Source organism: Pseudomonas sp. RIT411 (assembly GCF_003057735.2).
GTDB lineage: Bacteria > Pseudomonadota > Gammaproteobacteria > Pseudomonadales > Pseudomonadaceae > Chryseomonas > Chryseomonas oryzihabitans.
The window spans coordinates 444,447-467,388 of record NZ_QBIZ02000002.1; the positions used below are offsets into that span (position 1 = coordinate 444,447).

The 22,942-nt window shown below is 54.4% G+C and carries 15 protein-coding genes, 1 tRNA gene and 3 pseudogenes; 17 read left to right on the forward strand and 2 right to left on the reverse strand.

What is annotated here, in order from left to right; all coding sequences use genetic code 11:
- Positions 1–94: 94 nt before the first annotated feature.
- The 5 genes from pheS (at position 95) to DBY63_RS04800 (ending at position 4,280) form a co-directional block, all read left to right on the forward strand.
- Positions 95–1,096, forward strand: coding sequence for a phenylalanine--tRNA ligase subunit alpha (gene pheS / locus DBY63_RS04780; RefSeq protein WP_108581377.1), 1,002 nt, complete (start codon positions 95–97; stop codon positions 1,094–1,096).
- 18 nt (positions 1,097–1,114) lie between these two features.
- Complete coding sequence (pheT, locus tag DBY63_RS04785) at positions 1,115–3,493, forward strand: phenylalanine--tRNA ligase subunit beta (protein WP_108581378.1); 2,379 nt, start codon at positions 1,115–1,117, stop codon at positions 3,491–3,493.
- A gap of 3 nt (positions 3,494–3,496) precedes the next feature.
- Positions 3,497–3,799: an integration host factor subunit alpha gene (gene ihfA, locus DBY63_RS04790; RefSeq protein WP_007159196.1), complete on the forward strand. Its 303-nt coding sequence runs from the start codon at positions 3,497–3,499 to the stop codon at positions 3,797–3,799.
- Positions 3,780–4,139: a MerR family transcriptional regulator gene (locus tag DBY63_RS04795; protein ID WP_007159195.1), complete on the forward strand. Its 360-nt coding sequence runs from the start codon at positions 3,780–3,782 to the stop codon at positions 4,137–4,139. Before ihfA ends, DBY63_RS04795 begins: the two co-directional genes overlap by 20 nt.
- 64 nt (positions 4,140–4,203) lie before the next feature.
- A tRNA-Pro gene (locus DBY63_RS04800) sits at positions 4,204–4,280 on the forward strand.
- Between the two features lie 73 nt (positions 4,281–4,353).
- Here DBY63_RS04800 and DBY63_RS04805 read toward each other — a convergent pair.
- Positions 4,354–4,862: pseudogene (locus tag DBY63_RS04805) on the reverse strand (tyrosine-type recombinase/integrase); the annotation flags it as partial.
- A gap of 227 nt (positions 4,863–5,089) precedes the next feature.
- On the opposite strand from DBY63_RS04805, the gene DBY63_RS04810 reads away from it, so the two are divergent.
- The 9 genes and pseudogenes from DBY63_RS04810 to DBY63_RS04850 all read left to right on the forward strand — a co-directional run bounded on the left by DBY63_RS04810 (position 5,090) and on the right by DBY63_RS04850 (position 16,973).
- Complete coding sequence (locus DBY63_RS04810) at positions 5,090–5,551, forward strand: hypothetical protein (RefSeq protein WP_108581379.1); 462 nt, start codon at positions 5,090–5,092, stop codon at positions 5,549–5,551.
- 989 nt (positions 5,552–6,540) lie between these two features.
- Positions 6,541–6,687: pseudogene (locus DBY63_RS25150) on the forward strand (sigma factor-like helix-turn-helix DNA-binding protein); the annotation flags it as partial.
- Positions 6,688–8,032: 1,345 nt separating this feature from the next.
- Positions 8,033–10,108, forward strand: a complete 2,076-nt coding sequence (locus DBY63_RS04820; protein ID WP_108581381.1) for a DEAD/DEAH box helicase family protein — start codon at positions 8,033–8,035, stop codon at positions 10,106–10,108.
- A gap of 1 nt (position 10,109) precedes the next feature.
- A complete protein-coding gene (locus DBY63_RS04825) occupies positions 10,110–10,283 on the forward strand; it encodes a DUF1737 domain-containing protein (protein WP_108581382.1) in 174 nt (57 codons plus the stop codon).
- On the forward strand, positions 10,280–12,289 hold the full coding sequence (locus DBY63_RS04830) for an AAA family ATPase (protein ID WP_108581383.1): 2,010 nt from the start codon (positions 10,280–10,282) through the stop codon (positions 12,287–12,289). The genes DBY63_RS04825 and DBY63_RS04830 overlap by 4 nt, the downstream gene beginning before the upstream one ends.
- Entirely contained in the window at positions 12,282–12,716 is a 435-nt protein-coding gene (locus DBY63_RS04835) for a DNA phosphorothioation-associated protein 4 (protein ID WP_108581384.1), read from the forward strand. The genes DBY63_RS04830 and DBY63_RS04835 overlap by 8 nt, the downstream gene beginning before the upstream one ends.
- A gap of 112 nt (positions 12,717–12,828) precedes the next feature.
- Positions 12,829–13,245 (forward strand): HIT family protein, encoded by a 417-nt coding sequence (locus DBY63_RS04840; RefSeq protein WP_108581385.1) that lies wholly within the window; start codon positions 12,829–12,831, stop codon positions 13,243–13,245.
- Entirely contained in the window at positions 13,242–14,342 is a 1,101-nt protein-coding gene (locus tag DBY63_RS04845; protein ID WP_108581386.1) for an HNH endonuclease domain-containing protein, read from the forward strand. Before DBY63_RS04840 ends, DBY63_RS04845 begins: the two co-directional genes overlap by 4 nt.
- A 33-nt stretch (positions 14,343–14,375) precedes the next feature.
- Complete coding sequence (locus DBY63_RS04850; RefSeq protein WP_108581387.1) at positions 14,376–16,973, forward strand: DNA phosphorothioation-associated putative methyltransferase; 2,598 nt, start codon at positions 14,376–14,378, stop codon at positions 16,971–16,973.
- An 82-nt stretch (positions 16,974–17,055) separates the two neighbouring features.
- Here DBY63_RS04850 and DBY63_RS04855 read toward each other — a convergent pair.
- Positions 17,056–18,161, reverse strand: a pseudogene (locus DBY63_RS04855) (IS3 family transposase).
- 177 nt (positions 18,162–18,338) lie between these two features.
- Between DBY63_RS04855 and dndB the strand changes: the two are divergent.
- Genes dndB through dndD form a run of 3 tightly spaced genes read left to right on the forward strand, consistent with a single transcriptional unit; the run spans position 18,339 to position 22,929 of the window.
- Positions 18,339–19,421 (forward strand): DNA sulfur modification protein DndB, encoded by a 1,083-nt coding sequence (gene dndB, locus DBY63_RS04860; protein WP_256594347.1) that lies wholly within the window; start codon positions 18,339–18,341, stop codon positions 19,419–19,421.
- On the forward strand, positions 19,418–20,935 hold the full coding sequence (dndC, locus tag DBY63_RS04865) for a DNA phosphorothioation system sulfurtransferase DndC (RefSeq protein ID WP_108581388.1): 1,518 nt from the start codon (positions 19,418–19,420) through the stop codon (positions 20,933–20,935). Before dndB ends, dndC begins: the two co-directional genes overlap by 4 nt.
- On the forward strand, positions 20,935–22,929 hold the full coding sequence (gene dndD / locus DBY63_RS04870; RefSeq protein WP_108581389.1) for a DNA sulfur modification protein DndD: 1,995 nt from the start codon (positions 20,935–20,937) through the stop codon (positions 22,927–22,929). The genes dndC and dndD overlap by 1 nt, the downstream gene beginning before the upstream one ends.
- Positions 22,930–22,942: the final 13 nt, after the last annotated feature.

Here is a 22,942-nt window from a genome sequence, read left to right on the forward strand (position 1 = left end):
CCCCCGGCAATCTCGCGCCTCTGGCGCGAAGCAACGTTATCAATAGGGGAAGAGCCTCATAGCTCTTCCCCTATTTTGTATCTGGAGTCCCTAGATGGAAAACCTGGATGCGCTGGTCTCCCAAGCACTGGAGGCCGTGCGGCACACCGAAGACACCAATGCCCTGGAACAGCTCCGGGTCAATTACCTGGGCAAGAAGGGTGAGCTGACCCAGATCATGAAGACCCTGGGCCACCTCACCGCGGAGGAGCGTCCCCAGGCTGGCGCGCTGATCAACGCCGCCAAGGAACGTGTCCAGGACGCAATCAACAGCCGCAAGGCGACGCTGGAGCAGGCCGCCCTGGCCGCTCGCCTCGCCGCGGAACGCATCGACGTGACCCTGCCCGGACGTGGTCAGGCCTCCGGTGGCCTGCACCCGGTCACCCGCACCCTGGAGCGTATCGAGCGCCTGTTCGCCAACATCGGCTATGGCGTCGCCACCGGTCCCGAGATCGAAGACGACTACCATAACTTCGAAGCGCTCAACATCCCCGGCCACCACCCGGCGCGGGCGATGCACGATACCTTCTACTTCAACGCCAACATGCTGCTGCGCACCCACACCTCGCCGGTGCAGATCCGCACCATGGAGAGCCAGCAGCCGCCGATCCGCATCATCTGCCCGGGTCGGGTTTATCGCTGCGACAGCGATCAGACCCACTCGCCCATGTTCCATCAGGTCGAAGGCCTGGTGATCGACGAGGAAGTCAGCTTCGCCGACCTCAAGAGCACCCTGGTGACCTTCCTGCGCGAGTTCTTCGAGGAAGAGCTGGAAGTCCGCTTCCGTCCCTCCTACTTCCCCTTCACCGAGCCGTCGGCCGAGGTGGATATCCGCCGCCCGAGCCGGGACGGCGAACCGGCTTCGCGCTGGCTCGAGGTACTGGGTTGCGGCATGGTTCATCCCAACGTCCTGCGCATGGCCGGCATCGATCCGGAGAAGTGCCAGGGCTTCGCCTTCGGCATGGGCGCCGAGCGCCTGGCCATGCTGCGCTACGGGGTCAATGACCTGCGCCTCTTCTTCGACAACGATCTGCGCTTCCTGGCGCAATTCCGCTAGCTGCCAGACGGGAGTCCTATGAAATTCAGTGAACAATGGCTGCGTAGCTGGGTGAACCCTGCGGCTACGCACGAGGATCTGGTTGCCCGGCTGTCCATGGCCGGCCTGGAAGTGGACGGCGTCGAAGCGGCGGCCGGGCACTTCCAGGGCGTCATCGTCGGCGAGGTGGTCTCCGTCGAGCGCCATCCCGATGCCGACAAGCTCAACGTCTGCCAGGTCAGCAACGGTCAGGAATCCTTCCAGGTGGTCTGCGGCGCGCCCAATGTGCGCGCGGGCCTCAAGGTCCCCTTCGCCACCGTCGGCGCCACGCTGCCCGGCGACTTCACCATCAAGAAGGCCAAGCTGCGCGGCGTGGAATCCCACGGCATGCTCTGCTCGGCCAGCGAACTGCAGATCAGCGACGACAACAGCGGCCTGCTGGAGCTGCCGGCCGGCGCGCCGGTGGGCGAGAGCATCCGCAGCTACCTGCAGCTGGACGACGCCATCATCGACGTCGACCTGACCCCGAACCGCGGCGACTGTCTGTCCATCGCCGGTCTGGCGCGGGAAGTGGGTGCCCTGTACAACGCCGCGGTCGAGCCGCTGCAGGTCGAGGCCGTAGCGGCTACGCACCAGGAAACCCGTCCGGTCGAGGTGCTGGCTCCCCAGGCCTGCCCGCGCTACCTGGGTCGCGTAGTGAAGAACGTCGACCTGTCCCGCCCGACCCCGGACTGGATGGTCGAGCGTCTGCGCCGCAGTGGCGTGCGCAGCATCGACGCCGCCGTCGACGTCACCAACTACGTGATGCTCGAACTGGGTCAGCCCATGCATGCCTTCGATCTGGACCAGATCAAGGGCGGCATCCGCGTGCGCCTGGCCGATGCCGGCGAACGCCTGGTGCTGCTGGATGGCCAGGACATCCAACTGCGCAACGATACCCTGGTGATCGCCGACCACGAACGTGCCCTGGCCATCGCCGGCGTCATGGGTGGCGAGCACAGCGGTGTCGCGGCCGGTACCCGTGATCTGTTCCTGGAAAGCGCCTTCTTCGACACCATCGCCGTGGCCGGCAAGGCGCGGTCCTATGGCCTGCATACAGATTCCTCCCACCGCTTCGAGCGGGGCGTGGACTTCGAGCTGGCGCGCAAGGCCATGGAGCGCGCGACCCGCCTGCTGCTGGACATCGTCGGCGGTGAGCCGGGTCCGGTGATCGAGGCGGTCAGCGCCGAGCACCTGCCGCAGGTCGAGCCGATCCTGCTGCGCGCCGAGCGCATCGAGCGCGTCCTGGGTCTGACCCTGGACGATGCCCAGGTCGAGCGTCTGCTCAGCGGCCTGGGGCTGGCCGTGGCCCGCCTGGAAGCCGGTCGTTGGCAGGTGGGAGTACCCAGCCACCGTTTCGACATCAGCATCGAAGTGGACCTGATCGAAGAACTGGCGCGCCTCTATGGCTACAACCAGCTGCCGATCCGTTTCCCCCAGGCCCGTCTAGCGCCGCAGCCCCTGCCCGAGAGTAAGGGCGAGCTGAGCCAGCTGCGTCGCCTGCTGGTGGCTCGCGGTTACCAGGAAGCCATCACCTACAGCTTCATCGACGAAAAGACCTTCCGTCTGTTCGCCCCTGAGGCGCAGCCGGTGATGCTGGCCAATCCCATCTCCACCGACATGGCTGCCATGCGCTCGTCGCTGTGGCCGGGTCTGGTCAAGGCCGTGCAATACAACCTCAACCGTCAGCAGGACCGCGTCCGGCTGTTCGAGTCGGGGCTGAGATTCGTCGGTCAGCTGGAAGGCCTGGTACAGGAAAACGTACTGGCTGGTGCGGTCTGCGGCTCGCGTCTGCCAGAGAGCTGGTCGTCCGGGCGTGAGGCGGTGGACTTCTTCGACGTCAAGGCCGATGTCGAGGCGCTGCTGGCCCAGTCCGGTGCGGGTTCTGACTTCCGCTTCGTCGCAGGCGAGCATCCGGCCTTGCACCCGGGGCAGACCGCGTTGATCGAAAGGGCAGGGCAGCCAGTCGGCTACCTGGGCGCCCTGCATCCGGAAGTGGCGCGCGAACTGGACGTGGATCGTCCGGTGTTCCTCTTCGAGCTGGTGCTGGATGCCCTGACCACCGGCAGCCTGCCGCGCTTTGGCGAGCTGTCGCGCTTCCCGGAAGTGCGGCGTGACCTGGCGCTGGTGGTGGACGAAACCGTAGCCGCAGGCGACCTCCTGGCCGACATCCGTGAAAACGCCGGAGAAGGTCTCAAGGAGCTGCGTCTGTTCGACGTCTACCAAGGCAAAGGCATTGATCCACATAGAAAAAGCGTCGCCATCGGCTTGACCTTGCAACATCCATCGCGCACATTAACCGATGAAGAAGTCAACGAAACGACGCAGAAAATCCTCGTTTCTCTGGAAAGAAGGTTCAACGCCACCTTAAGGAAATAGCGCATGGGGGCCCTGACGAAAGCTGAGATGGCCGAACGTCTGTTTGAAGAGCTCGGTCTGAACAAACGTGAAGCCAAGGAATTGGTCGAACTGTTCTTCGAAGAAATTCGTCATGCGCTCGAAAGCAACGAGCAGGTCAAGTTGTCCGGTTTCGGCAACTTCGACCTGCGCGACAAGCGCCAGCGCCCCGGACGCAATCCCAAGACAGGGGAGGAGATACCCATCACGGCGCGCCGTGTGGTGACCTTCCGCCCCGGGCAGAAACTGAAAGCCAGGGTCGAGGCCTATGCTGGAACCAAGTCATAACGACGAGCTGCCGGTCATACCGGGCAAGCGCTACTTCACCATCGGTGAGGTGAGCGATCTCTGCCTGGTCAAACCGCACGTGCTGCGCTACTGGGAACAGGAATTTCCCCAGCTGAACCCGGTGAAGCGCCGCGGCAACCGGCGCTACTACCAGCGCCATGACGTGCTGATGATCCGCCAGATCCGCTCGCTGCTGTACAACGAAGGCTTCACCATCGGCGGGGCGCGCCAGCGTCTCACCCAGGGCGACGAGACCCGCGACGAGGGTTCGCAGTACCACCAGCTCATCCGCCAGATGATCAGCGAACTCGAAGAAGTCCTCGTCGTACTGAAGAAGTGAAAAAAAGCTTCCATTAATCAAAGTGTTGCAGTAAGATGCACGCCGTTCCCTAGAGGAACACAGTCGGGGCGTAGCGCAGCCTGGTAGCGCACTTGCATGGGGTGCAAGGGGTCGAGTGTTCGAATCACTCCGTCCCGACCAACAAATCCCTACATTAGAGCCTGGTCAGTAATGACCAGGCTTTTTTGTGTCAGGGACTTTTGCGGGACTTTTTTCATCCTGCCATCCTCCTCAAAATTGTCAGGGCCGGCCCGCGCGAGTCGGTGGCCGAAATCCTGTTGGCTTCATCGATCAATTTGCCCAACTCGGCGGCCGAATAGTGACTGGTGATGCTGCCGTTCTTGTGGCCCAGCAGAGCCTTCCTTTCGTCCTCCGTCACACTCGCTGCCCGAAGTCTTCGACCGAAGGTGTGCTTCAGATCGTGAACGCGGATCGAAGCAAACCCAGCTGGAGCTGGGCGCATGAAGCGCTCCTGGAATTTCTTCGCAGCTCTGACCCTGGCCTTCTTCCATGCCGAGTCGTTCATCCGGTGAACCGGAGTGGCCTTGCCGTTTCGATTGGATTGTCTGTAAGGAAATACCCAGACCGGATCAAGCCCGCGCTGCCCTCGATGACCGACTTGTTGAGCACCACGAGTCGCCCGTCGCCGTTCTTGACCCCCGAGCTTTCATGTCGGCCACCAAAATCCGCCGGTATGAGAAACACGCTGGTGTTGAGCTCAGGAGCTGACCGATGAATCAAGGGCGCGTCTGGCTTTACCCGCGATTCGTCAGTGGATATGGTGACAGGCATGGCAAAATGGCAACTTGCGTTAAACCAGGGATGGCCCTCTGAATGTGCTGCGGTAACCGCCGCATACCGCCGCGCCACCCTCTGACCACGTCTTAATTGCCACCCCAGTTTGAATTGGGCTGGCCTGCACTGTAACGGGCGGCTGCGGAGTGTTGTGCATGAATGAGTTGGAGCAGGCCCTGCCGGTCTTGGTGCCGGTTGATTGTTCGAACATTGGCAATCAGTCGCTGCTGGGGCGCGTTAAAGAGCATTTTCCGCAGCTGCGCGAAGAAGCCTTTTGTGCGGCGCGCGGTGGGCTGATCGGCCAGGGTGTGCTGTACAAAGGGCGCGGCCTGGGTGGCCCTTTCCTTTGGGCGCAACCGGTTGCCAGCGGCCTTGCTGAGCAGATGCTCAACAAGGCGCGTGAGCGTTTTGAGTCGGCAGCAGTTGAACAGGTAAGTGCCGCCTACCTGGCCGACACCGCAGCCAGCGTCACCAAGGGCAAGGCGGCCAAGGTACAACCCGCCAGCGGCATCGAGGATATGAAGAAAATCCTTTGGGCAACCGCCGACAAGCTGCGCGCCAATATCAGCTATAAAATGGAGATATTGCAACACAGAGTGGCCGCATGCCTTAAATAACTGAATTGCGCTGAAAATAGAGGAAGAAAATCTTAAATCGGTGCCCGGGATCAGTTTACCACTACAAAAGTTGCCACGGAATGAAAGATAATCTCGACCTAAAAATTCTAGAAATCTTAGAGCGTGAGCCGGTTAGTGCCAGGCTGCACCATGCCGTGTTGCAAGCCGCCTCCGAGGGGGGGCTGCCTTTTGAGAGTTTTTCTGAATACATTCAGAATAAAGGTGACAATATTCAGCGCCTCTTTATAGTTCCTAACCTCGAAAAAAAAGGCGCTAGTGAATTAATAAGCATACTCGATGAGTATGTCAAAGCCAATATAACTGGTAACTCACACGTTTCTGCTTCACCTCAACAGATTCTTCCTTTAACTATCCCCGCCTCCTACAAGAGCTTCAGTCTCATCACTTTTCTCCGAGCTTGTCAATGCAGCGTGCGATTGCATAATGCGCTCACTAGAGCTATCGAAAAAAAAGAGTTCGGATCAGAGACCTTGGGGGATTTAGATGGTAAGAGTATTTGCACTTTGAAGAGTGAGCTTCAAAATTTACCCGGCCTTGGTCAGAAATCCGTGGTCGAATTTCTCGACCTGTTGAAGGCCTTGGTAAACAGACCTGTGAGCGAATTTGCTTTCACAGAAACGGAGCTACAGAGTCTACCGCTTCAGTATGAGTCGAGTGACTTGAGCTCGGAGTTCGTGTTGCTGCTCGAAAGTGAAGGCTATGCCAACATCACTGTTACGGACATCATCAACAAAGCACCCGGCCTATCAAAGCAGGAAGGAACGCTGCGAAATAAACTGGACCCAGTCTACCGCAAATCCTCGCTACATCAACTGTTAACCTCAATCAGTTATGACATCTATGAGCTGTCTGAGAAAATAATCACCGACGCTAAGCTCGCACCGAGGCTTGCTGCATTGCTTTCGGATTTTTACAGATTCCTATTGAGCAAGAAGAGTCAGGTCTTCCGCCACGATGAGTTTTTCGCAAATGACTTGTCGGGCTTGGAATACCGAGAGGCAAAAGTTTTGCTGGCGAGAATAGAGCGAGAAGGCCAGACACTTGAGGAGCTGGGGCGGCGCTTTGGCGTGACCCGAGAGCGAATCCGGCAAATCGAGTCTAAGGCGCTAACGAAATACGTGAAGAGTAATCGCATTGGCCTGTTCCATCTCTCCGAAAACCTCGAAAAATATGTCAAAGCCTCAAAAGGGGTGTTATCCGTTGAGGTTATACATCGCTTGTACGGTGTTTCAAGGCATAAGCTGGAAGTGGCCTTAAACTTAGTTGTCCCGGCCAGCCGGGATGCGTGGTTGGCACGGGACGGCGATTATATCATCAGTAAGGATTTTACGTCGCGTCAAGACCAATTATTCGGCGACATTGAAAAGTTTATTTATCGCTACCCCGGCGGGGATAGTAAAGCTCTGATTAAAGAGCTCGACGGTGTGAATCGTCCGGTGTTGGAGTACTTTATTTTCCGTCACCAGAAGAAGTTTTCCATGAGTGCGGAGGGTGACATTGATATCATCACTATCTCCGCATCGGAGCGTGCCCGAATTGTGCTGACGGCCGCGGGAAAACCCCTCCACACCAGCGAAGCCACACGACTTTACAAAACGATTTTCAAGGAAGAGGTTACAGAGCATGCCCTGAGGTCAACCCTGAATCGATTGCCGGATGGATTAATTATCGGCCCAGGTACGTTTGCCTTATATGCCGATTTAAAGCTAAATTCTAACGATATCGACCACATCAAAAACGAAGCTTACAAGTTTATCTTCTGCGAAGGTCGTTACGTGAGTTCGAGAATTATATTCGAACACATTTCCCGCATCAGGCCAGAGTTCAGACAGAAAGAACCTCGTTTTAACTTTTATCTGGTGCATGGCATTCTTCAGGACGACGGACGATACCGAATTGGGCGAGGGTTTATGGTCGGCCTGCCCAGCTATGGAGATTATTTACCGCTGGAAACCGAAATCGCAGAACTGGTCGAAACCCACGGACCGGTTTCGATCTCCGAGGTCATGGAGTTGCTCCGTCCCTCCCGAGGTGAGCTAACCAATGGCTCGGTCCGAAACAGCTTGGTGGCGTGTGATGAGGTCTACCTGACGGCGGAAAAGCGCCGCTGGGATGTGGCGTACCGAGTGTTCAAAGACCCCGTTGACATCCGCCGTCTTCAAATCGCAATCCGAATGGCTGCCTACAAAGAATCTGTTGCGTTGTCGTCGGTCTTTAATCGTGTTCGATCAACGGGGATAGAGTATGCACTCGGTACCATTCTCTCGGTCGTTTGGAAGGACCCGAACATCACCTTAGAGCGGGATTATGTGCGCTTTGATGGAACGGATACGGAGATTGAACGCTATTATGTTACCGGCGAGCCAACCAGGTTATGCCAACTGGATTACCGTAACCATACGGAGGAAAAGTCTGTTGATACGGGCGTTCTGGATGCGTTGATAAAGGAGTTCGATCTGTATGTTTGAAGAAATCGATCTCCCGCTGTCGATCAACACCTCTTCCGAAGACCCCAGCGCGATCTTCTTCGACCCGGTGCTAAAGAGTGCCGTCACCTACGACGTGGGGGTAGGGTATTTTACCTCCGGCTGGATTGCGGACACCGCTCAGGGTATCTCGCAGTTCGCCCGATCTCGGGGTAAGGCTCGTTGGGTCGTCGGCCACGAGTTGCAGGAAAAGGACCTAGACTCCATCGTGAATTCGAAAGCCGTGGCGGATAAGGAGTTTCAGGCCAAGCGGATTTTTGAGGAAGAGGTGGCTCAGGTGTTCTCGGCGCTCAAAGAGGATGCCCGTCTAGCGCTGGCTTGGCTGATCCGCGATGGTATTGTTGAGCTGAAAGTGGCGGTGCCTACCAATAAGCTGAGTGGGATATACCATGCGAAAAATGGCATTTTCACGGACGAGGCGGGAAACGATATAGCCTTCAGCGGCTCGTACAATCTGACCGCCAGAGCCTCTTCCAATTGGGAAACTATTGACATCTATCGGTCGTGGACCAGCGAGGAAGGTCGCCAGCGGTGCGAAAAGAAGAAGCACGAATTTGAGAGCATCTGGCAAGGCAAAGACCCTAATCTCCTGACCTTTACGCCCACATCAAAGACGCTGGATAGAATCAAAGCCTATGCCACAACTGGCTCTCGCCCCTACAGCTTGCCATCTGGCCGCCCGGCCATCCCCCAAGCCATTCAAGATGACGAAGGGCAGATCCGAGGGTACCAAGAAAAAGCCATCAAAGCCTGGTTTGCTCAGAATGGGCAAGGGCTGTTCTGCATGGCCACCGGGGCCGGCAAAACCATCACCGCCCTGACCGCGGCCACTAGGCTGTTGGACTACTTCCGCACTCAGCAAGCCAAGCTCATCATCGTCATCACCGTCCCCTACGTGCATTTAGCGGAGCAATGGGCGGACGAAGCGGCGTTCTTTGGCTACGACGCGATCAAATGCTACGGGGGCAAAGACAAATGGTTGGGTGCGCTGCAGTCTGCCTACAATCAGTTGTTGTCCGTGGACCGTGACCATCTGGTGGCCATTGCGGTCAATGACACCTTCAAGAACAGCCAGTTCCAGTCGTTCCTAGATGGCGTCCGCACCAACTTCCTGTTGGTGTCGGACGAAGTGCATAACATGGGCGCTGAGAACATTGCCCAGAAGCTTCCCCAAAAGGCGCGATTCAGAATTGGGTTGTCGGCCACGCCCATCCGCCACAACGACCCCTTTGGCACCAAGGCTATCTTTGACTACTTCGGCGAGCCTGTAATTGAGTTTGACATCAAAGACGCCATCGACGCCGGCTTTCTGTGCAAGTACAACTATTACCCGATCGTCTGTGAGTTGGATCCGGAGGAGCTGGACGAATACATCCGGTTGAGCAAAAGAATTGCCCGGCTCATGGCTATGGGGGACAAAGACGATTTTTCCACCAGCCTAAAGCTCGAACTCATCAAACGCGCCAAGCTCACCGGCAGCAGTGCGGACAAAAAACGCAAACTGAAACAGCTGCTGAACGACAGTCAGGACCGACAACACACCCTGATCTATTCCAGCGAGGCCATCAACGACGGCGAACGGGATATCGACCGGATTGTTCAGATTGCCGGGAGAGACTGCCAATGGCGCGTGGCTAAGTTCACGGCCGAAGAGAGCAAAGAACAGCGCGCCGAGATTTTGGGCAGCTTTAAGGCCGGCGACATTGACGCCATTGTCGCCATTAAGTGCCTCGATGAGGGGGTCGACATCCCGCAAACGAAAACCGCTTACATCGTGGCCTCCTCGACCAACCCGCGTCAGTTCATTCAACGACGTGGACGGGTACTGCGTCAGTACGACGGTAAGGGCTTTGCCGCCATCTACGACTTTATCGCTATCCCGCCCCTGGACAAACTGGGCGAGGACGAAGAAACGTTCAATATCGAAAAAAATATGGTTGAGCGTGAACTTGAGCGAATCGTCGAGTTTGCCGAGATTTCCGAAAATTACGGACACACCCTCTCGACCTTACGAGAAATAAGAAAGAAACTGAAACTGTTAGGTGCTTAATATGAAGACTCCCGCTGAGGTCATCAAGTCGGCTTCCCCAGAAGCTCAATCGGTCATCAATAAAGTCTTGAAAATTCACCAGGAAGGCAAGCATTATAGAGTTCTTACGGCGGAAATGGAGCGAGATTTCTGCGAGCGCATCATTCAGGTTATTAAGGATGAAGTCAAAGCATGAAATTGAAAAAATTAACTATCAGGAACTTTCGGCAGTTCTATGGCGAAGTCTCGATCAGTTTTTCCACCGATGATCAAGCGAGCGTCACCGTAATTCACGGAGAAAACGGTGCTGGTAAAACGTCCCTGTTGAATGCCTTTAAATGGGTGCTCTACGGAGCCACCGACTTTGATACCAATAACGAAAATATCCTCAGCGAAAAGGCCATCGCCGAAGCGCCCCAGCACAGCACGATCGTCATGTCGGTGACCTTGGAGTTTGATGATGACGGCGCCACCTACACCGCGCACCGGGAGCAAAAGTTTGCCAAGGGCGAGGGCTTGCATGTAGAGTCTTTGGGTCCCTCTGTGCCATCACTCACCTTGATTGATTCTGCAGGCCTGTCCAGGCGCTCCTCGAACCCGGGGAGTCAGCTAAATCAAATCTTGCCGGAAGACATGCACAGCTATTTCTTTTTTAACGGAGAGCGCATCGAAAAGCTAGCCTACAACAGCGCATCCACTCAGGTCAGAGAGGCTATTAAAGCCCTAATGGGTTTGAATATTCTGGATCGTGCCGAGAAGCAGTTAAAGAATTCGGTTGTCCGACATTTCAACAAAGAAGCCAAAGATAGTTCCTCTGGCAATATGACGGCGCTTTTGGATGAGCAATCGAGGTTGACAGATAAAGTCCAGAAAAAAGAGGAAGAGATCAGCGGCTGGAAAAAGACTCTGAGCGAAATTGATCTAGAGATTGAAAATATCGATAAACGGTTGCATTCGATCGAGGCGATTGCTGAAAAGCAAAAGCGTCGAGAGGAACTCGAGAATCAGCTTGAGCAAATCAAAAAAGATAAAGATGACGCCTCATTCGTGCTCAACAAAAACGTCACGGAACGAGGCTTCCTGGCGTTTATTGATACGGAGCTGATGGAGGTGAAACAGTATCTTGATGAAATGCGGATTCGGGGTGAGATGCCCAGCAAGGTAAAAGCTACTTTTATCGATGATTTGATCGAGCTGGGTAAGTGCATCTGTGGCCAACCGCTGGAGCCCGGTAGTGAGTGTGTGACTACCCTGAAGTCGTACAAAACCACTATCAAGGACAATGGCGTTGAAGAACAATTTATGACGCTGTTTGGTGACATGTCCCATTTGCAGGCAGCGCGAAAAGCGTTATTCGCCAACATCAATGAGTTGATGAATAGATTAGCTGACCTGGGCAACCGACGACTGGATCTGCTGGGAAAAATTGATGAGCTGGGTGAAGAGATTAAGGGGGTAGAAGATTCCGCCAAGTTGGAGGCGCGGCGGATGGAATTAAAGACGAGGAGCAAGCAATTATACGACAACTGTCTCATCGGCGAGCATCAAAAATCTGCCTGGGAAGACCAGCTCAAAGACAAAGATAAGGAAATTGAGAAAGAGCTGGCCAATACCAATCAGGCAGACTTGAGTCAGCGTCGAAAGCAGCTGGCCAAGGAAGTAGCTGACACCATTGGCGAATTGCACGAAGCGATGGCCCATAAGGTCCGCTCAGATTTGTCGAAAAAGGTCGATGACACCTTCCGGAAAATCATGAGGAAGGACTACTGGGCGGAGATCGATGATGGCTTCACCCTAAAAATCTTCAAAAATATCGAAGGGCACGGCAAGCAACCGGTTTTGGAGAAATCCACCGGTGAAAACCAAATTACCAGCCTTTGTTTCATCAGCAGTATCGTCAACACCGCCAAAGAATGGGCCAGTAAACCGAGTGTATTTCAGAAAGGCGGAATTTTTCCGATCGTGATGGACTCTCCGTTTGGAGCTTTGGATCCCGAGTATCGCCAAAAAGTGGCAACCTTCATTCCAGCCTTGGCTGATCAAGTCATCGTCATGGTGTCGAAATCTCAGTGGCGCGGTGAGGTTGAGAGCGAGTTGTCCAAACGCCTGGGTAAGCAATACACGCTGAAATACCATAAGCCTGACCCAAGCAGGGATGAGAAGTTCGAGTACACAAAGTTGGAGGAAGGGTTCTATGGTTGATCGCGTCCGGAAACCGGCAAAACATACCGAGACCCTAACCTATCTCAAGGACAAGGGTGTCTTCGTCTCCTTTAAGGACGCCATGGTATTTGCCGCCGCTCTAGGCTTTTCGAGGAAAAAGTCGGTGGAGTTCGATAAGTCCAGCGAGCCCATACCCTTGTCGGTGTTTCGGGGGGAGTACGACGAAGCTTTTATGAACGTGCTGGCTCTGTTCGAGCATAAGGATTCCGGTTACCTGGAGTCTGAGGGCGATAAGTTTGACGCCAAGATCAAGCTTTTCGAGGAATACGCCTGCGGTGGTTTGGATATCATCAAAAGTACGATCATCGACCCGGGGCTGAATGCACAAAATGCCATCATTAGCCTGATTCTCGATGAGCAGGCCGAGCACACAATTATTGATGATATTACGGCGCTGGGCGCCTAAGTTCCGGGGTTGGTACGGAGGCAGGGACGCCTCTGACTCCAAAACTGCAGAGTGCAGTGAGGCTTGTTGGTGACGTGCGAATGACGTTGACTAAAAAGAAGATCCAATCATCATGGCAGACCCAACCAGCCACAATCACGCTGCGTCTCACCAGGAAAATTGCCCTTTTTGCAATCTGCCCCAGGAGCGTTTGATCTACAGCGACGACATTGCCAACATTTTTGCGGACGGTTACCCGGTTTCTCCCAGTCATCTACTAATAACCCCACGATGCCATTACCCAACCCTGTTTGACGTGCCGGCCGAACAACAAAGGCATCTGCTCAGTTTGATCAATCAGGCTAAGGACCTTATCGGCCAATTCTATCCTCCCTATGGCTACAAGGTGGGGATCAATGAAGGGGCGGCTGCAGGACAGAAGGTCCCGCACGTGCACATTCACGTCATTCCCAGGTACAACGGCGATGTCGAGGACCCAAGAGGCGGGGGACGTTGGGTTGTTCCGGACAAAGCGAAGTATTGGCCATGAGCGCGATCCCTCCCTCGGCTGCCTCGCTGAACGTAGGTGCGCTATCGGCAATCTTCGATAAGACGACTGCATCCTACAAGCTGCTGTTCTTTATCGGCCTGTTGCAGCTGATCGAAAACCGGTTGCGCCGGTTCGATGACGACAGAACCTTTGCGTTGGACGAGATCACCGCCGGCTTGCTGAGCTTCGGCTGGTATCCCCATCGGTTCTTCAAACTTTCCTTTGGGGCGCAGGATCAAGTTGGTGCGGTGCTGGATCAGCTGGACTTTGATCTGTCTGAGCGCGCGGTGACGTCATCGGAGGCGCAGCAAGCCCTGTGCGACGCCCTTGCCGGCCAGTTCGATCGTATTGGCGCGGCGACCCTCCAACGGTACGTCCCCCAGCGCCTACTGACGCCCTTTTTTGCGGACGCGTTGCGCTGCCTTCCTGATCAAAAGAAAGACAGACGAATACGCGAACTGGCGGAATCTACGTTTACGTCAGACAAACCACCCCTCTATCGCTTCGTCAACGGCGGCGCTCGCATCGAGATCCACCCGCGTTGGATGGAGTACCTGACGGTGAATTTCTCGATCATTAAAGGCTGGGCGTTCAACCATTGGGCAGCCTACCTGCAGCGGAGCAATCCAAATTCGCCGGCCATTATCGACAAAATTGCGCCGCCGTACGAACGGGCGTCGCTCACGAAGCAGCGCAAAGTCTGGAAGCAGCTTCTTGCCGAGCTGCCTCTGACGTGCATTTACGCCAATGATCCAGTTCAGCCCGATACCTTTGATCTGGACCACTTCCTGCCTTGGTCGTTCATCTGTCACGATCAGTACTGGAATCTGATCCCGGCCAAGTCAGCGACTAACCGCAGCATCGGAAGGACCCTGCCCACCCCAGAGCAAGTGGAGGCGTTTATCAACGTCCAAATCCAGGCTCTTCAAGTGGCTCAACGCCTGCTGTCGTCAAAACAGTGGACAGTCATGGCTGAAGATTACAGCGTTGGCCTTGGTCTCAGCACCGCCGAGCTGGTATATCCGGAAAAGGTTACGGCGGCGTACACGAAAACCTTAAATCCAATGATTTCATTGGCTCAGAGCCTGGGGTACTAGCTTGCCAACGAGCCACCGTCGGGAGGACCAAATATGGGTAACGGAACCGCCTTCGTTGGTAAGAAAGTCGGACAGCACCTATATGTGCATTGCTCGGCGCTGCCGAGCTTGGGGCCACATCACCGTAAGACCATCCAAAAAGCCATCTCGCTTGCGGGCGTTGAAGCGGAGAAGGACTTCAATGTCGTCAAATTACACGACAACAACCAGGATGTTTCTTTTCTTTATTACCCTACTTTTTTTGAGGACGCTTTCCCTAGCCTAGCCCACTATTGGTCGTTAAGCGGGGACGCGGAACGTCTAATCTTTAGGACCTTTCGAGAGTCCCTTAATCCGCCTGTTCTGCACCGCAAAGAGCTCCTGCTGGCTCCCGATCATCCTCGCCGAGCGGAGTTTGCGTCACTAACCGTACTAGCCGAAGCCATTGGACTGTTTGATGATACCAGTCGTATCGGCTTCGCCCGAGAGTGGGCTGTGGTCTTGGTCGAGAGAGGTTACCGAATTCAGGGCCACGACCTGCTACCCATTGGCAATGAAGAGTTTGGTGAGGCGGCCCCTAGCACGCAGGCTGACACAGATATCATTCAACGCCACCTCACTGCACTCTCGCGCACCAACCTTTCGGCGCCCATGCAGACCTTGGCTCGGCTTGGCTATTTGAACGGCCAAAAGACCATCTTCGATTACGGGTGTGGACGGGGCAGTGACGTTCGCTTTTTGACTGATAACGGCATCACGGCCTCAGGCTGGGATCCCTATTACGCCCCCGACAACAACAAAAACACAGCTGATGTGGTGAATCTCGGCTTCGTCATCAATGTGATTGAGGATCGCCAGCAACGTGATGAAGCCCTTAAAGGCGCCTTTGAGCTAGCTCAGGAATGGTTGGTGGTGTCTGCTATGTTGGTGCATTCGAACACCGGCAACGGCATCCCGTATGCGGACGGTGTCCTAACCTCCCGCAACACATTTCAAAAATACTACTCTCAGGTCGAACTAGCCCAATACCTGGAAGCGGTGTTAGGCATCGAGCCGGTGCCCGTGGCGCCCGGCATCTTCTACGTCTTTAAAAGCTCGGATGCTGAACAGCGATTCAGCAGTCAGCGGGTCGCCAAACGACGTTCACCCATCCGGCCTATTTACACCCCGCTAACTTTGGAAGAAAAAAAGGCGCGGGTCGCCCAGCGGGCGAAGCATAAATACGAATCCCATGCGCAGTTGCTAGAGACGCTTTGGGCGATATGGTTGGGTTTGGGGCGAGAACCAAAACCCAAAGAGCTGGGTATTTTGGATGAGATTCGTACCCAGTTGGGCTCCTTGCCCTTGGCCTTGCGGCTGATCATTCAGCTCAAAGGGGAAGAGGGCGTCGCCGAGTTAGAACATGCCCGCCAGACCCGAATCGATGACTTATCGGTGTTTTTTGCCAAGCTTCGGTTTGCTGGCAAGCGACCCAGGAGGCCAGTCGAACCCACTCTCAAAGAAGACATCAAGCACTTCTTTGGCGATATCGACAACGCCTTAGCACATGGCGAGGCTTTGCTACTTAGGGCTTTCGACAAAGAGGCCATCAACGCCGCTTGTAACTCTGCGGCACAGTCTGGGTTGGGATGGTTGATCGAGGGGCATTCGCTACAACTGCACACCAGCTTGGTCTCACATTTACCGTCGGTGCTAAGAACCTATGTGCACTGTGCCACCAGTTTGTACGGTGATGTTACCAGCGCCGACTTGGTGAAAATTCACATTCGCTCGAGTAAGCTTACGCTGATGGAGTTCGATGATTTTGATGGTAAACCGCTGCCGCGAATGATCGAGCGGGTCAAAATTAATCTGCTGCATCAGCGGCTGGATTTCTTCGACTACGGCGAAACCTACATCCCGCCATTCCTCTATCTGAAGAGTCGCTACATCAACGAAAGTTTCCATAATTACGGTCAACAGTTGGCGTTTGACGAGGAATTAGCAAACCTACGGTTTCTCGATCTGGATGGATATGGGCCAAATCCAGAAGACTTTGTGAAAACCTTGGCGAAACACCGCTACCAAGTTGATGGATTTACACTTGCGCGAAGTCAATCGATACCAAGTCTGGACGACCCTTGCGGGGAGAATTTTACCTATCGAGACTTCATCCGCTGCGGCGACACGCAACAACGAGCCAATCTCGATAATATTCCCAAAGAACCGAACACGTACACCGCGATTCTGGACTTAGCCATAAACTTACTCGACCCCATTATCGATTATTTCGGGATGATCAAGCTGACCTACGGCTTTTGCTCGCAGGCTCTGGCCAAAGAAATACACAGAGGTATTGCCCCGAGGTTAGATCAGCATGCCAGCTACGAGAAGAATCGAAAAGGAAACTATATTTGCGACCGAAAAGGGGCGGCAGTCGACTTTATCATTGAAGACGAAGACATGCTGGAAGTCACGCAATGGATTGTTAATAATCTGAAATTCGACCGAATTTATTTGTACGATAGAAGCCGGCCAGTTCATGTCAGCTACAGTAACACTAATCAGGGCAGAGTCGAATCGTTTCTGGACCTGAGCCCTGGAGGAGGAAAAGCACCTCCCAGGGGCTACTCGAAAGATACCTTTCTTCGCCACTTCTCGTGTAAGGGATAGAATTTTAGTGATGTTCTAAAATTAGATTGCCAATGCAGTTTTAATAGGTCCGACGCTTCCCCGTCTTCAGTAGCATCTGGCTTTAGAGTCCTGGCTCAATGTAATGGCTTTTGAGGCCAGGCGCTCGGCATAGGCGGACGGGGTTAGCCCACCAAGTCCTTTCTTGGGTCACTCTTCGTTGTACTCCCTTCGCCAGGACTCAACCACCGCCTTGGCGTGCGACAGGCCGGTGAACCAATGGTAGTTCAGCCACTCATAACGAAAGTGCCCGTTGAAGAATTCTATATAGGCCTTCTGATTGGGCTTGCCTAGCACAATCAAATACAACATCACTCCACGCTGATGAGCCCAGGTCAATATGGCCCGTCCACAGGACACCTTGCCATTGTACGTATGGATGGCCTTGGGCAGTCCTCACGAGCAGCTAGACGATCCAGAGTGCGCGTCAAAGAGTGCCCGCCAATGGATCGATCCGGCACGATGGTAGCAGCCTCGTGAGTAGCGTCGTCTACCAGGCCAGGCTCTTGATGACACGTCCTTCAGCTGTGCGATCAAACACATAGTTCATCGACCAAGCCTGATAGGCGTCCCGTGGACGCCTCAGCAGCTATCAATCTACTATCAGGATCTTCTTGCGCTTGCCTTTTGAGCTGTAAGCGTGCTTCGGCATGTAGACGGTCAGCCCGCTTGTGGTAAACCACCTCGACAGCCTGCCGCAGCTTCAAATAGATCCTCGCTGCACCATAACGGCGATACCGATGGGTCAGAGCCACAGTTCGCTCATGCAGGCTCTGGCTGTGATCCGGCCTTGGTTGGTAGCGCAGAGCGCTGGCGCTCATGCAGATCATCCGTAGCGCCCGGCGCTCACTCAAGCCGTGTGCCGCCGTGTGGCGCAACAGCTCTCGACGGGATGGTGCGCTCACCACTTTCTGCGCAACGCCTCGTGGGTGACTTCGATCTCCAGCATCAACTCGGCAAGCATTTCTTCAGGCGGGGGTTCTCGTTTTCCGACTCCTTCAGGCGCTTCGAATCTGGCACCCTCATGCCACGGAACTTGCTGCGCCAGAGGTAGTGGCCGTCCTCTGAAAAGCCGCACCGATGACACAGCTGTTTGATCGGCAGCCCACCCTCCGCTTCGCGCAAGAAGCCAATGATTTGCCCTTCAGTGAAACGCTTTTTATGTCCAATCTCCTGGGGACCGGGACTGGGCTCTAAAGCTGGGCACTCCTCAAATCAGGAGAGACGTCACACGCCTACTAAGCATCCTCTGCTTCAGCTTTGCTACCCATAAAACTCTCGACATGGAAGTCATAATGTGATAAAAAAACTTCCAATTTATTTTTAACTTCCAGCATGGAAGGCAAAATGATGAGCGAATTTTTTCACAGCTTTCCTGCTGTCCGGGGTATGCAGGCGGGAAGACCTTGCTATATCGCGATGTGCCCTATGCGTTTGATCCCCAAAATTTTCGTCTTTGACGAAGATGAGGTGCCGCCAGAGCTGAGAGCGCAGCGCACATTGAACAGAGCCCGTGTTCCAGATATTGTGAGTTATCTCCTTGACAATACTGGAGATTATACACTTTCCGCTATTACGGCATCCGTGGACGCTAAAGTGAAATTTGAACCCAGTGCCGACACCGGGCTGGGTCAGAGTCTGGGGCTTCTTTCGATCCCCATGGAAGCACGCATTCTCATCAATGATGGGCAGCATCGGCGCGCTGCCATAGAGCACGCCATCCAAGAGAATCCGGAGCTAGGTTACGACAACATTCCCGTTCTTTTCTTTATTGATGAGGGCCTGGAGCGCAGCCAGCAAATGTTCGCGGATTTGAACAAGCATGCGGTTCGGCCCAGTGACTCCATAAGCACCCTGTATGACCGTCGAGATTCGCTATCAGAATTGGCCCGCACTATGGTCAAGGACGTCTCAGCCTTCTCACGTCTTACCGAGATGGAGAGATCCAGCATCTCCAATCGCAGTACCAAGCTCTTTACTTTGTCGGCTATTAAAAATGCCTCCAAGGCGTTGCTCTCGAAAGGCAAAGATGGTCCGATTGATTCGTGCGAAACCGGTCTGGCGGCGACCTTTTGGAATGAAGTGGCGAACAACATGCCCGACTGGCAACTGGCGCTGAATAAGAAGGTCGCAACGGCGGAGTTACGAGAACAATTCGTCCATGCCCATGCAGTTATGCTTCAGGCCATGGGATTTATCGGTGCCGATTTGATCGCGCGACCTAAGAGTGTCTGGGCAAATATTCTTAAGGGGCTGCAAAACATCGATTGGGCAAGAGCCAACCCTGAATGGGAGGGGCGAGCCATGCACCACGGCAGAATAAGTAAGGCGCGCAGCAGTGTCGTCCTCACCGGTAATTACATCAAACAGCAGCTGGATATTCCACTCTCTCCCACCGAACAGGAATATGAGGAGTCTCTGAAAAAATGACGAATGGCGCCTTTCCCTTCCCCACTCATCTGGAAATGATCCGGAAGATGAGTTTGGGACATCGCCCTTTGGTTGATCTGGTTCGGGAGATCCAAACTATCTATGTGGCGGACGAGCGTCCTTGGATTATTGGATTCAGTGGCGGTAAAGACTCGACCTGCGCCTTGTCTCTAGTCTACATCGCCCTGCAGCAGCTTCCCCCTGAGCAGCGAGACAAGCACGTTTATGTGGTTTCCTCTGACACCTTGGTGGAGACCCCAGTAGTCGTCGACATGATCAATTCCGTCATTGAAACGATCAATGAGTCGGCAACGCTAGAGGGCCTGCCCATCAGCGCCCACAAAGTTGTCCCCAAAACGGACCAAACCTTCTGGGTGAATCTGCTGGGCCGGGGCTACCCGGCGCCCAATCAATCTTTCCGGTGGTGCACAGAGCGCATGAAGATCGATCCGGTCAGCGGGTTCATCCTGGATAAAGTGGCTCGGTTTGGCGAGGCTGTCGTGGTTCTGGGGTCTCGCTCAGAAGAGAGTGCCTCGCGTGCCCAAGTCATAGCCAAACACAAGATTGATGGTTCTGCGCTGAGCCGGCACAGCTCTTTACCAAACGCATACACTTATATGCCCATCGAAAGTTGGTCGGCGGATGAGGTGTGGATGTATCTGATGAGCTCGCCCTGTCCATGGGGCGGATCGAATCAGCTGCTGTTTGAGCTTTACAAAGGTTCGAATCAGGGCGAGTGCCCGCTAGTCATTGACAAAAGCACGCCCTCTTGCGGTAATAGTCGATTCGGTTGTTGGACCTGCACCGTGGTCACAGAAGACAAAGCCCTGCATGGGTTGATTGAGTCCGGTGCCGATTGGATGCGACCGCTGCTTGACTTTAGAGATCTACTTTATCGCTCGAGACAGCCTGAAAATGCCGATCATTATCGTAACTTCCGCCGTCGTACGGGGCGTGTTTCCTACAATACCGGCGACATCAGTGACGACAGCGTGCAGGAGGTTCGTCATATTCCCGGCCCTTATCTTCTCCAGACCCGTCGAGACTTTCTCAGGGAGCTGCTGACGATCGAGAAAAGTATTAAGGAGCAGGGGCGTGATATGGAACTGATCACGCGGCCGGAACTACATATGATTCGTCGTGAATGGCTGCGGGACCCCAACGAGCCGGATTGGGCGGACTCCCTTCCGGGCATCTATCGCGAGGTGTATGGCGAAGATCTGGATTGGGTTGAGGATGATGCCGGAGCGTTTACAAAAGCTGATTCACAGACGCTCGAGCTTCTTTCCGAGGCTTATGGCGTGCCTGCAGCATTGATTCGAAAGATGCTGGAGGCGGAACTGGAAGTGTCCGGTCTTGGTAAACGCAGGGGAATATTAGAGCGGTTGGAGTCCCTTCTTCAACGGGATTGGGAGGAACTCTCTGTGATCAACGCGCGCAACGCTGAGTATCGGAAATACGAACGGTCTCACGTTGAAGACGTTAAAGATGAATTTGCTGAGTTCCTACACTGATGCTGATACAAAATTTGACTCTGACCAATTTCCGAGTTTACGAAGGTACCAACAGCTTTGACTTGAGTCCTGTTAAGCGCTGTGGCAAAACACCGCCGATCATTTTGTTTGGCGGTTTGAACGGGGCTGGAAAAACGAGCATCCTGTCTGGAGTGCGTTTAGCTCTGTACGGGCGCCTTTCACTCGGCTCTGCCGTTTCGCAAAAGCGCTACGATAACTATCTGCTCGAGTCGATTCACCACTCCAAGGAGACGAACCGGTCGCCGAATACGGCGTCGGTCGAGATAACTTTTGCCTACGCAAAGCTGGGTACTGAGAACCAATATCAGGTCAAGCGTCAGTGGGAGCGGAAAAGGACGGGTGTTAAGGAAGCGTTAACCGTTCTACAAGATGGTCAGGTGATTCAAGGCCTGTCCTACGACCAGGCGCAAAACTTTCTGAATGAACTGATCCCTAGCGGCGTGTCCGACCTGTTCTTCTTTGACGGCGAGAAGATCGCCGAGCTGGCCGATGACACTGGAGGTGCCGCGCTTGAGCAGTCCATCAAAAAGCTGTTAGGTCTGGATATCGTGGAGCGGCTGTCCGGAGACTTAACGGTTCTCAAGCGCAGCATCACCAAGCGATCTTCGGTCGAAACAATTCAGGCTGAAATTGACACTCAAAAAGCAATGCTAGAGGCAAGGCGCCACCAGATCGAGCAGGTTCGCCAGAATATAAACGCGGTAATGGTTCAACGTTCTGAGGTGCAGAGTGACATCGCCCAGCTGCAGAAGATCATCGACGGTCGGGGCGGCCATTTTTCAGCGTCCCGAAAAGACCTAGAAAGCGACCTTGGTCGGCTGCAGAGTCAAAAAGATGCGCTTATCGCACAGATAATCGGGCTAATTTCTGATGCTGCCCCTCTGGCCCTGGCCCAAGACCTTTGCGAGAGAACCAAAACTCAAATTGAGCAAGACTTGTTTGCTCAAGCAGCGCATCAGAAACATGCGCTGCTATGTAGCTACTCTGAGCAACTTAGTAAGCAACTTTCAGGTGCGCTGCCAACTGACGCGATGGCAGTCGTGTCTAGGGAGTTAGATGTTGCTCTTGCGCGAAATACTAACACTACTCCTGATGAGATACTGCATGACGTGACGCCCTTGCAGGCCAGCCGCTTATTGTCCATGTTTAAAGATGCACAGAGACAAGCCACTGACTCGGCACAGATGTTTCTGGCCCTGGAAGTCGTTGAGGCCGCACTCGATGAGATGGGGGCGGCGCTAGCCCGCGCCCCGGATGACCGATTGATTGCTGATGATTTCGAGAGCTTACAAAACCTGCAGCAAAAAATCGGTTGGTTGGATGCCAAACTAGATGAGCTGAAGGCTTCTGGCAGAGAGATTGCTAATGGTGCTGTCGAGATAGCACGTAAGCTAGACCGTCTTTACGAAGACGCGGCCAAAACTAGCGATCAGAAACGTATGCTGGATTACATCGGCAAGATTAGTGGATTGCTCAAAAATTTCGTGGATCAAACGTCAGAAGCGAAGATCCGGGACCTTGAAGCTCAGTTTGCTGAGCGTTTTTCCAAGCTGGCCCGCAAAGACGACATGCAACTTCAGATCCGCATTGACGCGACGACCTTTCAAATTCAGCTCCTGTCGGAGTCGGGGCGCCCTATTGCCAAAGAAGAGCTGTCCGCGGGTGAAAAGCAGATCTTCGCGATATCGGTGCTCGAGGCGCTTGCCAAAACATCTAGCCGCCAGTTGCCGATGATTGTTGATACACCGCTGGGCCGTTTGGACTCGCGTCATCGGGGCAAGCTTATTGAAGGCTACTTCCCAACCGCTAGTCATCAGATGATTGTCCTATCCACGGACACCGAGGTCGACGAGTCATTTTACGAGGATCTTGCGGCGGATATCTCTCGCGCTTATCGGCTCGAATACGATCCCCAAAAGGGCGCGACCCGGGCTAGTGAAGGATACTTCTGGAAGATAAGGGACGCGAGCTGACATGTTTCCAACG

Bases quoted from the DNA above. Each gene is read 5' to 3' on its own strand.
- pheS (WP_108581377.1), top strand. From the start codon at position 95: ATGGAAAACCTGGATGCGCTGGTCTCCCAAGCACTGGAGGCCGTGCGG.
- pheT (WP_108581378.1), top strand. From the start codon at position 1,115: ATGAAATTCAGTGAACAATGGCTGCGTAGCTGGGTGAACCCTGCGGCT.
- ihfA (WP_007159196.1), top strand. From the start codon at position 3,497: ATGGGGGCCCTGACGAAAGCTGAGATGGCCGAACGTCTGTTTGAAGAG.
- DBY63_RS04795 (WP_007159195.1), top strand. From the start codon at position 3,780: ATGCTGGAACCAAGTCATAACGACGAGCTGCCGGTCATACCGGGCAAG.
- DBY63_RS04810 (WP_108581379.1), top strand. From the start codon at position 5,090: ATGAATGAGTTGGAGCAGGCCCTGCCGGTCTTGGTGCCGGTTGATTGT.
- DBY63_RS04820 (WP_108581381.1), top strand. From the start codon at position 8,033: ATGTTTGAAGAAATCGATCTCCCGCTGTCGATCAACACCTCTTCCGAA.
- DBY63_RS04825 (WP_108581382.1), top strand. From the start codon at position 10,110: ATGAAGACTCCCGCTGAGGTCATCAAGTCGGCTTCCCCAGAAGCTCAA.
- DBY63_RS04830 (WP_108581383.1), top strand. From the start codon at position 10,280: ATGAAATTGAAAAAATTAACTATCAGGAACTTTCGGCAGTTCTATGGC.
- DBY63_RS04835 (WP_108581384.1), top strand. From the start codon at position 12,282: ATGGTTGATCGCGTCCGGAAACCGGCAAAACATACCGAGACCCTAACC.
- DBY63_RS04840 (WP_108581385.1), top strand. From the start codon at position 12,829: ATGGCAGACCCAACCAGCCACAATCACGCTGCGTCTCACCAGGAAAAT.
- DBY63_RS04845 (WP_108581386.1), top strand. From the start codon at position 13,242: ATGAGCGCGATCCCTCCCTCGGCTGCCTCGCTGAACGTAGGTGCGCTA.
- DBY63_RS04850 (WP_108581387.1), top strand. From the start codon at position 14,376: ATGGGTAACGGAACCGCCTTCGTTGGTAAGAAAGTCGGACAGCACCTA.
- dndB (WP_256594347.1), top strand. From the start codon at position 18,339: ATGATGAGCGAATTTTTTCACAGCTTTCCTGCTGTCCGGGGTATGCAG.
- dndC (WP_108581388.1), top strand. From the start codon at position 19,418: ATGACGAATGGCGCCTTTCCCTTCCCCACTCATCTGGAAATGATCCGG.
- dndD (WP_108581389.1), top strand. From the start codon at position 20,935: ATGCTGATACAAAATTTGACTCTGACCAATTTCCGAGTTTACGAAGGT.